We start from the raw sequence: 14,404 nt of genomic DNA, 5'->3' as shown, positions 1-14,404 counted from the left end.
CATGGGGGTCTTCGTCTTTATGCCATTGGTGCTGCCCCTTACGGCATGGCCGGTCGCGCGCTTGGCCGAACAGCATCTGCATCCGCGCACGGCGACCCGGCTGCTGACCGTGATGGCCACGGTGCTGGCGCTGTGCAGCACCGTGTGCCTGGGCCTGGTCATGGTGGTCGGCACCGCCCAGCTCCCCGGCAACCCGCTGCCCGACGGCTGGTCGGACCCCGAGGTGCGGGCGGCGGTGCCGTACGACGAGGTCGTCGGCAAGGCCGCCATTCCCGCGCTCTGCGCGGTGCTTGTCGCCTGCGGCCGGACCCTGTGGCGGCATGCCCGGGTACGTCGCCGTGCCCACCGCGCACTGACCGGGCTGCCGGACACGGAGGTGGCCGTGCTGCCGGACGCCGTGCCGTACGCGTACGCGCTGCCGGGTGCGATGCGGGTCGGCACCGGGCGTCGGGCCGGTGGTGTCCTGCGCGGCGGTGTCGGCCGTCCTGCCCGTGGCCCGCGTGCGGGGCGTGTCGTGGTGACCACCGGTCTGCTGGACCGGCTTCGGTCGGCTGAGCGCCGGGCCCTCTTCGCCCATGAGCGGGCGCACCTCGCCGCCCGGCACGACCTGTTCCTGCTCACCGTGCAGCTCGCCGCCCGGGCCAACCCGTTCCTGCGGCCGCTGCGCACGGCCGTGGCCTATACGGCCGAGCGGTGGGCCGACGAGGAAGCGGCCCGGACGATCGGCAGCCGCCGCACGGTGGCGCGGGCCATCGGCACGGCCGCCCTCGTCTCCCGGGGCACCCCGGTACCCACGCTCGCGGGACTCGCCGCCCCGGGCCCGGTCCCACGCCGGGTGGCGGCCCTTCTCGGCCCCGCACCCGCCGTCCGCACCTGGCCCCCGGCGTTCACCTCGGTCGGCCTCGCGGCATGGGGCGCGGCGGTGGGAACGGCCGTGTCGGCGATGTCGTCCGCGAACTCGGCCGTCACGATGGTGCTCATCCTGCATGCGGCGACGCCTTTGTGAGACCCGCGAGGGCGGATCGGCCCCGGCCCGTGGCGCCGCCGGGCCGCCAGCCGCCGCCGGGGTGTGCCCTGGTCCCACGCGGGGGCTCGTGCCCTGCACCCGCCCCCCGGGGGTTGTGCCTCGGCTGTCCGGTCCGGGGTGGTGGGCTGGGCCCTGAGGGTCGGACTGCTGCCCGGGGCGCCTGCCGTGTCCCTTGGGCAGTGCCGAGGGCTTGTGCCCCGGCCCGGCTTCTCGGGGGTTGTGCCTCGGCTGCCCGGTCCGGGCCGGTGGGGCTGGTCGGGTTGCTGTCCGGGGTGCCTGCCGTGCTCCCTGGTCGGCTGCGGGGGCTTGGGGTCTGGACTCGCGCGGGGGGTGTTCTGCCCTGGATCCATGCGGGGGCTCGCGCCCCTGACCAGTGCTCCGGGGCTTGCGCTTCGGCTGTCCGGTCCGGGGTGGTGGGCTGGGGCCCTGCGGGTCGGGCTGCTGCCCGAGACGCCCGGCGCGCCCCTTGGCTGGCGCCGGGTTTTGTGACCTGGACCTTGGGTGGGGGTGTGTCTCTGGTGCCGCGCCGAAGGCTCGCGCCCCGGATCAATGCCCCGGACCTGCGCCTCTGTTGTCCAAAGCCTGGGGCAGATCGGCCGGGGGCTGCTGCCCGGGGGTGCCTGCTGTGCCCGTGGGTCGGCGCCGGGGGGCTTGCGGCCTGGACTCGCGTGGGGGCCCTGGGGGTCTTGGTACCGCGCCGAAGGCTCGCGCCCCGTAAAACGCCCCGTACAAACGCCCCGTACCAATGCCCCGGACCCGCGCCTAGGCACGCCACGGCCCGGGGCAGTCGGGTCGAAGCGCGCGGGCTGAGCCGCTGCTGCTCAGGCGCCGCCAAGTGCCCCACCCCGGGCTGCCCTCCAGGGACAGGTGCCCTGAAACCGCGCCGGGGACTCGCGCTCCGGAGCAGGCCATGGCCAGGGAGGCCTGCCCGCCGGACCCTGCCGGGAGTCAGCAGCCCGGGGCATCGCGCCCTGCGCGGGCACCGGGCCAGCCCGACCAGCCCCACCAGCCCAGCCTCAGCCCTCCTCTTCCTCCTCGTCCTCGAAGAAGTCCCCCACCTCGTCGACGACTTCGCCGGCGACCATGCCGCCGACGACCCCGGCGGCGAGTCCGGCCGCGCCCGCGGCGACGGCCGTTCCCATGCCGGGGCCCGAGCGGTGGCTGTCGTGGTGCCGGGCGTCGTGGCCGTGGCTGCCCGGGCCGAACGCGGCGGGGGAGCCGAAGCCCACGGGGAGGCGTACGACGCCCGGTGTTCGACGAGTTGCTGGACCCAGCCGTCGACGATCGCGGGCCAGTCCTGCTGCTCGACGCCCTCGTGGGAGACGTTGAAACGGGTCAGCGCGTCGTGGCCGGAGGACAGGAAGCCGCCGCGCTTGTCCGCCTCCAGTACGACCTCCATGCCGCCAGGGTTCGCCAGGAACGTCAGCTCGATCTCGTTGACCTGCTGCGCGTACCGGGGTGCCGGGACGAGCTCGATCTCCTGGTAGAACGGCAGTCGCTGGCCGGTGCCGCCGATGCGCCCGTACTCGAGGTCGGCCGACTTGAAACCGAACCCGAGCCCGCCCAGGGCTTCGAGCACGGCCTCCTGCACCGGCAGCGGCGCGACGACCAGCTGGTCCAGATCGCCCTTGTCCTTCGCCCCTGCCACCGACAGCTCGGTGCGCACGCCGAGGACGACGCCGAGGCTCTGCCCGTGCAACTGGGTGGCAGGCGTCTCCCACGGCAGGATCACGCTGAACGGCACGCTGCGCTGCTCGCCCTCGGCGAGCCGGAAGCCGCCGCCGACGGTGAAGCGGTCGAAGGCGACGACCCCCTCGCTCTCACCGCCCTCGTGCTCGGCCTCGACCCGGGCCACCAGCTCCAGGGCGATGTGCTCGATGTCGAAGTCGGCTTTGCCGCCCACGAGGTGAACCTGCCCGGTGAGCGTGCCACCGGGCAGGACGGGAGACGGGTCGAGGGCCGTGTCGACGGTCGGGCCGCCCACGCCGAGCGCGCCGAGCAGTCGTTTGAACACCATGGTGGCGTCCACTCCTTCGCATGCGTGTACTGATTTTCTACAAGCATGTAGAAGTATAGGGCTCCTCCGCAACCGCCTCCCGTCACCGTACGGCTCAGCCCACGACCCGGCCCAGCTCGATCCGGTCGATGTTCGGCGCCCAGGCGCTCGCGTTGCCGAACGTCACCTTGTTGGCACCCTTCTTCAGATCGACCGGGACACCGACCGTCCAGTAGTCGTCGAAGCTCCAGGTGTTCTTGAAGGTGACCTTCACCGGCGCCGCGGAACCGACCGTGACATCCGCCGTACGGGACATGATGTCCGTGTTGTAGGCGTGGCCGTTGTCCCTGCGGTCGTTGTGCGCGTAGTGGACGACCAGCACATAGCGGCCGGAGCGAGGGGCGTGCGCCGTGAACTCGGCGGTGCTGGAGGGGCTGTTGCCGAGCCGGCCGACGTACGAGCCGGCGGACGCGTGCGGGGAGCCGACGAGCTCGGCGCCGCCCGCGAGCGCGGCCGAGGCGCCCTCGTAGGAGAGCGTGCCGGAGGCCGAGCCGTCGCCGGAGACGTCGAGGGAGCGCACGGCGGCGTGGCCCGACGTCATCGCGATCCGGTTGTTGCCCGCGACCAGGTACAGCCGCAGCGGCCGTCCGGGCGCGGCCGTGACCGTCTCCCCGTGCAGCGCGAGCTTCACCGCCGCCGAGGCCCGTGGCACCACCGTGTAGTAGCCGTCACGCGGGGCGTAGACGTCGAACACCGCCTTGTCGCCCGAGCGCAGCACCAGCGCGCCCGTGCCCGTCCCGGCCGAGGACGAGTAGTCGTACGACGGCTTGCCGCTGTTGTCCGCCAGGGTGGCCTCGTACGACGCGGAGGGCGGCCCCGTCCGCGTGGTCAGGTCGATCCGGTCGAGGGTGACCTCGGCGTCGCCCTTGGACAGGGTCAACTGGTGCGTGCCGGCCTTCAGCTGGACTCCGACGTCCTTCTTGGCGCGGTACGTCCAGTTCTCGGTGGAGGGGTAGCGGACCGTCACCGGGTCGCCGCCGTCGACCGACAGTTTCTGCGTGGCGGGACCGCCGGACTGGTTGCCGTACAGGATCGCCAGGTCGTACGTGCCGTCCTTCGGTACCGACACCGTGAAGGCGACCTTGCTGCCGGGCTGGTTGAGCGAGCCGACGTCCTTGGTGCCGGAGGCCGCGTAGCCGTTGGCGTTCTGCACGGTGCCCTGCGTGTACACCTTGCCGTCGGTGATGGCCGCGTCCTCGGCCTCGTACGACGCAGACCAGGGACGGACGCGGCGGACGGGGTGCCCGAGCCGCCGGGGGTGAGGACGATCCGGTACGCCGACATCTTGTGCAGTCCGCGCAGCGGGACGGTCACCGAACCGTCGTCCGCCACCGTCACCTTGGTGCGCGCCAGGACCTGCGGAGCCGCGTGCTGCCCCTCGTAACCGGACCAGGCGGCCTCGGCGACCGTGGCGGTGACCGTACGGCCGAACACCGACCGCGGGACGTTCCGCACGACCACGTCCGAGTCCGCGGCGGAGCCACCGAGCAGCACCTGCGCCTGGCGGCGGGAGGTGTCGAGGGAGGCGAGGCCCTGGAGCGTGTCGATCGTGTCGGGCTGCGGCGGCGTCACCTTCACGGTGTTCCCGGTCAGGCCCGCGTACCAGCGGAACAGCCACCAGCCGCCGTTGGGGATGTTCGAGCGCACCACATGGCCGCTGAGATTGCCGGCGGCGTCCCAGTAGGCCATGTTGGCGTACACCTTGTTGCGCTCGAACATGGACACCCACTGCACGAGCTGCCCGGGCACGGACAGGTCGCGGCGGTTGGCGTACTCATCGATGTTGATCTTCAGCGGGGCGATGCCCGCCTCATGCTCCAGCGCGCGGTAGTCGTCGTAGTGCGCCTGGAAGTCGCGCAGCGAACCGGAGCCGAGCTCGTGCCAGGTCATCACCTGGGGCAGCACGTTCTCCCGCTTGGCGAAGGCGAGGAAGTCCTTCAACAGGCGCGTGTGGTAGGCCGCTTCATTGGGTCCGGCGATCCGCGCGTCCGGGTCGATCGCGCGGATCCGCTGGTACACCGTCTTCCAGTCCTTGAAGAACCGGTCACGGTTCTTCTCGTACTGGGCCTGGTCCTGGACGTCGAGCTTGTACCAGATCTGGTCGGGCTCGTTGAACGGGATGTAGACGAAGCCGTCGCTGTTCGGGTCGGCCGAGACCTCCTTGGCTATCTTGTCGACCTTGGGGAGGTAGTCGTCGATGCCGAGGTCCTCGTACGGCCACTTGGCATAGATGTCCTGCATCATCACGTTGATCTCGCCGCCGCCGTTGCGGAAGAACGACTTGGAGACGGTGAGCGCGTCGCCGTTGGGGTGCTGGGCGCCGCCCTCCGGCTTCTGCGAGACGCTGGTGATCTTCAGGGGTGCCGTCGCTGCGTCGCTGGGCACGCCGTCGTCGCTGAGCCCGTACAGCGAGCCGTTGGCGCCCAGCATCACCGGCCCCTCGGAGGCCTTGAGGTCGACGGTGAGGCGTTGGGGATCGGCAGCGGCGGCAGGGCCTGCCGCGGGGAGGGTGCCTGCCATGGCGGTTGCTCCAAGTAGTGCTGTGATCAGGGCGGTTCTGGTGCGGGATCTGGTGCGGGCGGGGGTGCTCACGCTGCTGGACCTCCAGTCACTTGACGGCTCCACTGGTGATTCCGGACACGATCTTTCGCTGGCCGACGAGGAACACGGCGACCATGGGCAGGCTCATCACCACGGCGTACGCGAAGACGAGATGCCAGTTGTTGAGACAGAGCTGGGCGCTGGCGACCTGGTAGAGGTTGAGCGGCAGGGTCGCCCGCTCTCCGCCGCCGAGGACGAAGAACGCTCCGCTGACGCACAGCGCGTACGCCGCCGAGACCAGCATCGGCTCGCGACGGGCGAAGACCCAGGCGGCGCCCGCCCCCAGGATCAGCACCAGCACCATCGAAGACACCACGACCAGCGGCGAGTTGAGGAAGCCGCGCAGTGTCTCGCCCTCCCCGACACCGACGGCCGGCGCGGCGAGCAGCTTCTCTTCATCACGAGCCTTTCCGGAGCAGGCGGTGCGGTTCGGGAAGCGGTCTCACCACTGATGGCCTGGTATGCGGTGTTCAGTGACCGGCGGACGGCGGCCCCGAGCTCTCCCGCACCACCAGTTCGGGTACGGACACGCGATGCGGGGCGACCTGCGCCGACTCCTCCAGCACCCCGTGCAGCAGGGCGAACGCGGCCCGGCCGAGGCCGGTGAAGTCCAAGCGCACGGTCGTCAGGGACGGGGTGAGGAAGGCGGAGTGCGGGGCATCGTCGAAACCGGCCACGCTGACCTCGCCCGGCACCGAACGGCCGGTCTCGTGCAGGGCGCGGAGCACGCCGAGCGCGAGATCGTCGTTGCCGCACAGGATCGCGGTGACGGCCGGGTCGCCCGCCAGCTTCAGCCCTGCCGCATGGCCGCCGGCGGGTCCCCAACTGCCCTGTACGGGACGGGGCTCCGGGGCGCCGGCCTCCTTCAGCGCCTGCCGCCAGCCGCTGGTGCGGGCGCTGGTGCGGCGGGTGCTGGACGGGATGGCGACGTAGTGCACGGTCGCGTGGCCGAGGCGGAGCAGATGCCGGGTCGCCTGGTAGGCGGCCTCGCGGTCGTCGGTCCAGACCCACGGGCGGTCGCCGCCGGGCGGGCTCGCCGGGGTCTCGACCACCCCCACGACGGGCAGTGTCGCGGGCACGGCTTCCAGCGCCCGGACACCGGCAGGGTCGTAGGCGATCACGACGATCCCGCCGCCCGAGTCCGCCGCGCGCTGCACCTCCGCGGCGACGGCCGCGTCGTCGGCGGACTCCAGGACCCCGATCCCGACCGCGTACGACGCGGCGCGGGCGGACTCCTCGATGCCCTGGAGTATCGAGGCGTAGCCGTAGTGGGTGGTGTTCGCGGTGAGCACGGTCACGGTACGGGTGCGCCCGCTGGCCAGCGCGAGGGCGGTGGCGTTGCGCCGGAAGCCCAGCTCCTCGATGGCCGCCAGCACGCGCTCCCGGGTGGCCTGCCGGACGCTGGGGTGGCCGTTGATCACCCGCGAGACCGTCTGGTACGAGACCCCCGCGGCCGTCGCGACGTCCCTGATGCTCGCCGGGCGTCTGGTGTGACCGGTCACATTCATGCAAGGATTGTGGCCAGTCGCACTGGGGTCGTCAAGAGACCATAACGATGGATTCACGCGGACCGCCGCTCCCGGAGAAGGGGTGGGCCAGGAGGGGAGCACCCTGACCGGCACGGCGGAAGCTGCGCACATGGCTTCCAACCAGCGGCAGGACGAGTCCACTTGGGGGCATGAGGGCCTCCGGGCACGGTTTTCTCCGTCGCCGCCGACGGGACTCTGCGGCTGGCCGGGCTGGCCGGGCTGGCCGGGCTGGCACGGCCCGACGACGACGGCGCCGCCGCCCCTGACTCCGCGCTCCCGCTCGTGGAGCTCACCGCCCTCGGCCACGGCAGCGGCAGGCCCGGCCCTCGCTTCACGGGCACGGCGTTCGGCGCACGCCCGGACTCCCGGGCTGCGGGTAGGCCCGGACGGCGCCCTGCTCGGGCGGGGCCGTGGTGGGCGCGGCGGCGAGGGGCGCGTAGCGCAGGTGGCCGACAGTGGGCCGCAGGCCCCCGGCGACCGCTCGGGCCTACGTCTCGCCTTGGCCCCGCCGCGGACCGGCCGAACCCCACGTCCCCCTCCGGCACCTGGGGGGTCCGGACCGTCCGCGCGGATGTCCTGGACCCGGCCTCCCCGGATGCGGGACGGACCACCTGGGAGGGGACGAACTGACGGTGTCGGTGCCGCGCACGCCCGGAGTGCCGCTGGTTCGGCTCACCCAGGACGGCTGGGCGGGACACGGCCCGTCACTCGCGTACGGCGGCCCGCTCCCGTACGGCGTTGCGTTCCCGGGCCTGCTCGCGGGCGTCCCGGCCGAACGCCCATGCCATGTCGGGCTCCATCACCCAGCGGAACAGCCGCCGTACCGGCGGGGTGCACAGCGCGGTCACGACGACCGCCGCGACGGCCGTGACGACGAGCTCGCCCAGGGGCCGGTGGATCCACGCCGGGTCGTACCAGCCCCAGAACTTGGACCCCTGGGCGACGAAACCGTGCAGCAGATAGCCGTACAGCGTGCCCGCGCCCAGCACTGTGAACCATGCCCGGCGCCCGGGCACCCAGGCGAGGAAGCAGGCCACCAGGACCAGCGAGCAGCCGAAGATCACCAGCGTCATGACGGGCCCGGACCAGGAGGGCGCGGCCAGTTCCTCCGCGCTGTCGCGGTGGTAGAACCAGGCACCGGTCATCCGCGGCACCGCCCAGTAGGCCACGGCCAGGGCGGCGGCGAAGACCGGCACCGCGAGGATGCGCACCTTGCGGCGGCGCACCAGCCGGAAGTGCTCCGGCTTCAGGCACAGGCCGAGGACGAAGTACGGCAGGAACTGCAGGGTGCGCTGCAGATCGAGGTCGTTGCCGATGTCCGGCGAGAGCGTCGCCAGCATCGCGATGACGAGGGCTACCGGCAGCGGCCACCGCACATGCCGCCACACCGGTGTGGTCAGCCTCCAGATGAACAGCGCCGCCAGGAACCAGGTCAGATAGAGCGGGTCCAGCAGGCTGATCGGCCGGTCGGGCTCCTGGTCGGTCCACCGGGTGAACAGGGTGTACGCCGTCTCGAAGACGACATACGGAACGGCCAGCCCGGTGATCAGACGCCTGATCCGCCCCGGGGCGGCGTCGAAGGAGCGCGAGAAGTAGCCGGAGATGATGATGAACGCCGGCATGTGGAAGGCGTACACGACCATGTACAGCGCGCTCGCCGCCCGGCTGCCGTCCCGCAACGGCTCCCAGGAGTGCCCCATGGCCACCAGCACGATCGCCAGGTACTTGGCGTTGTCGAAGAAGGCGTCCCGCTGCCCGGACCGCTGCGCGGGGGCGGCGGCCTCGGACGCCTCCTTCCGTCCCCGCCCGCCGTCGGCCGGCGCGACGGCGCGCATGCGCAGAGTGTCCTCGCTCATCGCGCCTCCCGCGCACGGTGAGGGGAACCGGAACGGGTGCGGGCGCATCTTGCCGGAGTTACGGCAGTGGGGTGCCGGTGAGACATCCCCGCCGCCTCACCGCTGCGGGGCGGGGTAAACCGCTTTCCGGTGCGATGTCGTATGGATCACAACCACGGCGACGGTGCCGCCACGCCTACGTCACGAAGCGCGCCGGCACCGTCGCACGCGGCGCCTCAGCTCACCGAGCAGGCGTTGCCGTTCAGCGTGAACGCCGTGGGACTGGGGTTCGCCGTAGACCGGGTCGCCGTGAAGCCGAGCGTGACCGAGCCCGCCGCGGGGATCTTCGCGGTGTACGAGGCGGCCGCAACGCTGACCGCCGAGCCGCTCTGCGTCGCCGTGCCGCCCCAGAGGTTGGTGACGCGCTGGCTGTCGGGGAAGGCCCAGCGCAGCGTCCAGCCGTCGATCGCCGACGTGCCGGTGTTGCGCAGGACGATCTCGCCCTGGAAGCCGCCGGGCCAGCTGCTCGTCACCCGGTAGCCGACGCCGCAGGCCGACGGTGAGCCGCCGGGAGAGGTCGTGACCGTCACCGTGGCTGAGCGGGGCGAACGGTTGCCCGCGGCGTCACGGGCGTAGACGGCGAAGGTGTGGGAGGTGGACGGGGCGAGGCCGGTCAGGGTGGCGGAGGTGCCCGTCGTGGTGGTGGCGGTGGTCTCGTTCGCGCCGCTGACCCGGACGACGTCATAGCCCGTGACGCCGGTGGCGTCGGTGGCGGCGGCCCAGGCCAGCTTCACGGACGACGAGGTCACCTCCGAGGCGGTCGGTGCGCCGGGAGCGGTCGGGGGAGTGGTGTCACCGCCGCCCGAGGAGTAGACGGTGGCTTCCTTCGAGGTCGCGGCGATGCCGTTGGCGCCGTTGAAGACGCGCTGGCCCCAGGAACTGAGCCGGGTGCGGTCGAACTCGATCGCCAGGTCGAGGATCGGGTCGGTGTTGCCGCTCCAGGACCAGGCCAGGTAGCCGAGCCGCAGCTGCTGGGCCACGGCCATCATGGTGTCCTCGTCAGGGTCGCCGTACTGGTCGGCCGGGCCTCCGAACTCACCGATGAGGATGGGCAGTTTGGCGTTGACGAAGGCGTTCAGATAGTCGGTGATCTCCTGGGCGGTGTCGTAGACGCTGTACATGTGGATCGAGAAGATCAGGTTGCCGGTGGGGTCGGCGCTGTAGACGGACTTGGCGTTGGCGCGCATCACGCCTTGCCAGTCCTGGCCCCAGTTGGGCGCGTCCACCATGATCGTGTGCGTGAATCCGGCGTCGCGCAGCTTCTTGACGGCGGCGATGGTGGGATCTGTCCACCCCGCGGGATCGGTGTTACCCCAGGGCTCGTTGCCGATGTTGATGATGACGTAGTCCTCTTGACCGGCGAGTACCTCTTTCAGGCCGATCCAGTAGTCGGCCGCGTGGTCGAGGGTCCCGGCCGCGGCTTCCTCTCCGTAGCCGGTGGTGTCGTGTACCTCCAGCACGCAGATGAGCCGGTTGGCCTTGCACTGGGCGATGACGCCCGCGACGTCCTGCGCGCTGTTCTTGGTCCAGCGGTGGCCGTCGGAGAGGACGACGCGGACGGTGTTGGCGCCCAGCGACTTGACGTCGGCCAGCGACTGCGTCTCACCCGGGTACCAGGTGTGGGCGTGGTTGACGCCCCGCATCACGAAGTCGTTCCCGGAGGCCTCCAGCAGTCGGCCGTTCTCGATGCGGAAACCGGTGGCGGCGGCCTGTGCCGGTGTGCTGAAGGAGAGCAAGGAGAGCAGGAGTCCCAGGAGGGCGGCGGCCACGCCGGCCACTCGGGGGACGGATGCGGTACGGGATCTCATAGCGGCTCCAGAGAAGAGGAGTTGACGGAGAGTCGGGCCCGTGCCGGGTGTCAGGCGGCCGGGGTCTTCGCCGTGCACGTGACGGTCGCCGCCGGGGTCCCGGCCGTTGCCGGGGCGGTGGCGACGAAGCCGAACGTGGCGCTGGCGCCGGGGGCCAGCGCACCGTTCCACGTCGCGTTCGTCACGGTGGACGTGCCGTCGGCGGCCGTCGTGTGCGTGCCGTTCCAGACCTGGGTGAGGCGCGCGCCGCCCGCCGGTACGACAGTCGCGGTCCAGCCGGAGGAGGCGGCGGCGGACGCGTTCGTCACCGTCACCTCGCCCTGATAGCCGCCCTGCCAGGAGGAGGCGGCACGGAAGCGCGCGGTGCAGGCCACGGGTTCCTCGCCGGGGTCACCGGGATCACCGGGATCGCCCGGGTCCTGGGGGACGCCCGCGTCGAGCACGGCCGCCAGGGCCGGGTACCAGCGGGCGGCGATCTTGCCGTCGCCGGAGGCGTTGGGGTGCACGCCGTCATAGGTGTCGCCGGCCGTGCTGAACCCCGTCCACTGGTCGACCACGGTGACCGGGGAGCGGTCGGTGCCGGTCGCCCGGGCCCAGGCGGGAATCCGGGCGTTGAAGTCGACGACGCGCTGCGCACAGGCCGCGCAGCTGCCCGGGTTCATCGGGATGAGCTGTGCGACGAGGATCCGCATGTCCGGATCGGAGGCCCTCATCTGCGTCACGAGCTTGGTGTAGGCGGCGAGGATGCGGTCGGGGGAGACGCTGCTCCACACGTCGTTCGTGCCGAAGTGCATGACAACGATGTCCGGACGGGTGGCGGCCAGCCTTCCCGGTAGCAGGTTCTGGTCGGCGACGTTCGTCACCAACTCGCCGCCGTGACCCTCGTTGTCGCCGTCGTGTGCCTGTCCGCACCCCTGGGTGGGGAGGGTGCCGACGAAGTCGATGTCTTTGTATCCGCTGTTCACGAGCCGGTTCCACAGCACCGCACGCCAGCAGCCCGGCGAGCCGGTGATCGAGTCGCCGAGCGGCATCACGCGGACGGGTTCGGCGGCCGGGGCGGCTGTCGCGCGGGGTGCGACGGTCAGGCCGAGGGGGAGAAGCAGGGTGGCCAGGAGGCCGAGAACCGTGACGATCCGTAAGTGCGGGGACGAGCGGGGGGTGCTGCGCATGGTGGTCCCTTCCCTGGGTGAGGTGGGAGCGCTCCCATGACATCAAGCCATTGTTGTCATTGACGCGTCAAGAGGTCGGGCATCCCGGGCGGCCCGCTCGGGGGGCGGGTCGCCCGGGATGCCGAGAACGTGAGCCGTCAAGCGGATGCGTCTGATGTGCCGTCGAGGTTCGGCGGGGATGTCGTCGTCGCCCCGTCGATCGTTGTCGCCGCGTCGTCCGGCTCCAGCGGTGTGTCGGGAGCGCTCGGACCGGCCGTGCCGGGCGGGGGTGTGGTGGGCTCGGCGTGTGCCGCGCGCGGCCGGTAACCGCGGGGCCGGGACCGGAAGATGCCGTCGTTCATCGCTGCTCCGGGGTGAGGAATTCGGGTACTTCGATGTCGTCGAGACGGACGTAGAGACCCTGGGTCCGGTCCACCCTCGACAGGAACCTGCCGTCAGGGGCGAGCCGCCAGGCCGACTCCAGGAACAGGTCGTACGTGGAGGCGGGGTGGGAGGCCGCGTAGGAGCCCGTCCCGTACCAGCCACCCACCCAGGAACCGCTTTTGAGGCGGGCGCGGAGGAAGCACGGCCCCAGGCCGGCGAAGACGTGGTCCCAGGCCGAGGGGGCGGCGACATATCGGGCCGGGCGGCCCCGGCGCTGCCACAGCGACACCGCACACGCGGCGGCGGCCGGGACGACGATGAGCAGCAGCAGCGCGAGCACGGCGGCCGGACGCGGTGAGGCGGAGAGCTTCTCCCACCGCGCCGCCGACAGCGGCAGCCGGTCGGTGAGCACCCTCCCGAAGACCAGGACGTAGGCGATGTCCAGGACGAGGGAGGCGGCGAGGGCGCGCAGCAGCCGCTCGCCCAGGTCGGTGTGGAGCACGGACGGGCCGCGGGCGTGTTCCCGGGTGAACTGGTATGTCACGCCCGGCAGTACGGCGGTGATCACGACGGCGAGCTGGGCGAAGGTCGTGGGCACGCGGTCACCTCCAGTCGCCGTACAACTGGAAGGGCGCCCAGTGGTAGGGGTCGTCGAAGACGAGCCGGTCCGGGGGCAGGACGTCGAGGTCGGAGAGGACCTGGTCCAGTTCTGCCCGCTCCTCCGTTTCCACGACCAGGGGCCGCTTGGACAGGCAGTACTGTCGCACCTCCTGCGCGGGGGTCCGGCGCAGGGCGAGCTGGGCCTGCCGCAGCGCGTCGGCCCGGGGCGTACCTCCGCTCAGGCGGGCGTAGAAGTCGTCCAGCAGCATGGCCGCCGACAGGTCGTCCACCTTCCACAGCGTGGCCAGCACGGACTTCGCGCCCGCCTGGAGGAAGGCGCGTACCAGTCCGAAGCGTTCCTCCGCGAGGTCGAGGGAGCCCAAGCCGCTTTCGCAGGCGCCGATCGTGACCAGTCCGACGCGCAGCCGCAGGTCCACCACGTCGTACGCGGTCAGCCTCTCGTCCCTGCCCAGGGCGACGGCGGACGTCTCGTGCCGGCCGGGCCGGAACTCTCCGTGGCAGGCCAGGTGCAGCACGTCGAACGGGCGGGCGGGCAACTGCCTGAGCAGTTCGCGCTTTCCGGACACGGTGGTGGCATCGGGGATGTGCGCCGTGACGGCGTGGGTCTCCAAAGAGGCGAAGACCAGGACGTCTTCGGAGGTGCGGTCCGCGATGAGCAGGGCGGAGGCGGGGGCGGCGGGTGGTCCGGCGTCGCCCAGGCAGAGTCGCATCAGGGAGGCGCTCGGCGAGAAGCACACAGGGTTGCGGTCGCTCAGGGCCCCGCCGTCCGGCAGTCCGACGGCGTGCAGGGGTACGTGGTGGAGGAGCCCGTCGGGCACCAGCCACACCGTCTCGCCGGGGCGGCTGTGGCGGACCGCCGCCTCCACCAACGGACGGAAGGGCGCGTCCCAGGGGGTCGGCGCGAGGTGCCGGTCGTCCGGCTCGATGCCCCTGAGGGCGTCGCGCAGTGCGGCATGGTCTGCCGGGGTGTGCGGGATGGTGACGAGTCGGGGCGCCGAGTCGTCGGCACACCTGTTCGCACCTGCGACAAACCGGGGCTCGGCGCCGGCCCGCACGAGGGTGGCGACCGGCACGGAGACGATGCTGGCCGCGATCGCGCTCTCGATGAGCCTCTGCGCGGTCCTCGCCTCCACCGTCGCCGGCCTGACGTCGGGCGTGAAGTCCCGGCTGTGTCAGAAGTGTTGACCGCGTCGTGAAAGCGTTTTAACTTCCCTTCACCGGACAGGCCGAGGTGAGGGGGAGCCGTGGCAACTGACTTACGGGAACGAGCAGGTGCGAAGGGGGTGAGTCCCTCCCGCCTTGGTTCCGGCGGAGTGCGGCGCGAACGTAAAGGTT

Annotated in this window: 8 protein-coding genes and 3 pseudogenes; 1 reads left to right on the top strand and 10 read right to left on the bottom strand. The window is 71.8% G+C overall.

What is annotated here, in order from left to right; all coding sequences use genetic code 11:
• Position 1: 1 nt before the first annotated feature.
• Complete coding sequence (locus tag ACQEV8_RS04765) at positions 2-1,006, top strand: M56 family metallopeptidase (RefSeq protein WP_432957576.1); 1,005 nt, start codon at positions 2-4, stop codon at positions 1,004-1,006.
• 1,037 nt (positions 1,007-2,043) lie between these two features.
• Here the strand turns inward: ACQEV8_RS04765 and ACQEV8_RS04760 are convergent.
• From ACQEV8_RS04760 to ACQEV8_RS04715, 10 genes and pseudogenes are all read right to left on the bottom strand, one after another.
• Positions 2,044-3,044 (bottom strand): annotated as a pseudogene (locus tag ACQEV8_RS04760) (sporulation protein).
• Positions 3,045-3,138: 94 nt separating this feature from the next.
• Positions 3,139-5,603: pseudogene (locus ACQEV8_RS04755) on the bottom strand (carbohydrate-binding protein).
• 88 nt (positions 5,604-5,691) lie between these two features.
• Positions 5,692-6,048: pseudogene (locus tag ACQEV8_RS04750) on the bottom strand (carbohydrate ABC transporter permease); the annotation flags it as partial.
• A gap of 106 nt (positions 6,049-6,154) precedes the next feature.
• The gene (locus ACQEV8_RS04745; protein ID WP_432957575.1) at positions 6,155-7,192 is read right to left on the bottom strand and encodes a LacI family DNA-binding transcriptional regulator; all 1,038 of its coding nucleotides are present in this window, start codon (positions 7,190-7,192) and stop codon (positions 6,155-6,157) included.
• Positions 7,193-7,917: 725 nt separating this feature from the next.
• Complete coding sequence (locus tag ACQEV8_RS04740; RefSeq protein ID WP_432957574.1) at positions 7,918-9,069, bottom strand: acyltransferase family protein; 1,152 nt, start codon at positions 9,067-9,069, stop codon at positions 7,918-7,920.
• 215 nt (positions 9,070-9,284) lie between these two features.
• A complete protein-coding gene (locus tag ACQEV8_RS04735; protein ID WP_432957572.1) occupies positions 9,285-10,916 on the bottom strand; it encodes a cellulase family glycosylhydrolase in 1,632 nt (543 codons plus the stop codon).
• 50 nt (positions 10,917-10,966) lie between these two features.
• Positions 10,967-12,085: a GDSL-type esterase/lipase family protein gene (locus ACQEV8_RS04730; protein ID WP_432957571.1), complete on the bottom strand. Its 1,119-nt coding sequence runs from the start codon at positions 12,083-12,085 to the stop codon at positions 10,967-10,969.
• A gap of 137 nt (positions 12,086-12,222) precedes the next feature.
• Positions 12,223-12,426 (bottom strand): hypothetical protein, encoded by a 204-nt coding sequence (locus ACQEV8_RS04725; protein WP_432957570.1) that lies wholly within the window; start codon positions 12,424-12,426, stop codon positions 12,223-12,225.
• Positions 12,423-13,046: a DUF6338 family protein gene (locus ACQEV8_RS04720; RefSeq protein ID WP_432957569.1), complete on the bottom strand. Its 624-nt coding sequence runs from the start codon at positions 13,044-13,046 to the stop codon at positions 12,423-12,425. Before ACQEV8_RS04720 ends, ACQEV8_RS04725 begins: the two co-directional genes overlap by 4 nt.
• Positions 13,047-13,050: 4 nt before the next feature.
• Positions 13,051-14,202 carry a CHAT domain-containing protein gene (locus tag ACQEV8_RS04715; protein ID WP_432957567.1) on the bottom strand — a complete coding sequence of 384 codons (1,152 nt, stop codon included), beginning with the start codon at positions 14,200-14,202 and terminating at the stop codon, positions 13,051-13,053.
• Between the last annotated feature and the right edge of the window lie 202 nt (positions 14,203-14,404).

This window comes from Streptomyces sp. CA-179760 (genome assembly GCF_050937045.1).
Classification (GTDB): domain Bacteria; phylum Actinomycetota; class Actinomycetes; order Streptomycetales; family Streptomycetaceae; genus Streptomyces.
This window is presented reverse-complemented; position numbering and strand designations above follow the sequence as displayed.

Coding starts and splice junctions, on each gene's coding strand:
- ACQEV8_RS04765 (WP_432957576.1), top strand. CDS start 2: ATGGGGGTCTTCGTCTTTATGCCATTGGTGCTGCCCCTTACGGCATGG.
- ACQEV8_RS04745 (WP_432957575.1), bottom strand. CDS start 7,192: ATGAATGTGACCGGTCACACCAGACGCCCGGCGAGCATCAGGGACGTC.
- ACQEV8_RS04740 (WP_432957574.1), bottom strand. CDS start 9,069: ATGAGCGAGGACACTCTGCGCATGCGCGCCGTCGCGCCGGCCGACGGC.
- ACQEV8_RS04735 (WP_432957572.1), bottom strand. CDS start 10,916: ATGAGATCCCGTACCGCATCCGTCCCCCGAGTGGCCGGCGTGGCCGCC.
- ACQEV8_RS04730 (WP_432957571.1), bottom strand. CDS start 12,085: ATGCGCAGCACCCCCCGCTCGTCCCCGCACTTACGGATCGTCACGGTT.
- ACQEV8_RS04725 (WP_432957570.1), bottom strand. CDS start 12,426: ATGAACGACGGCATCTTCCGGTCCCGGCCCCGCGGTTACCGGCCGCGC.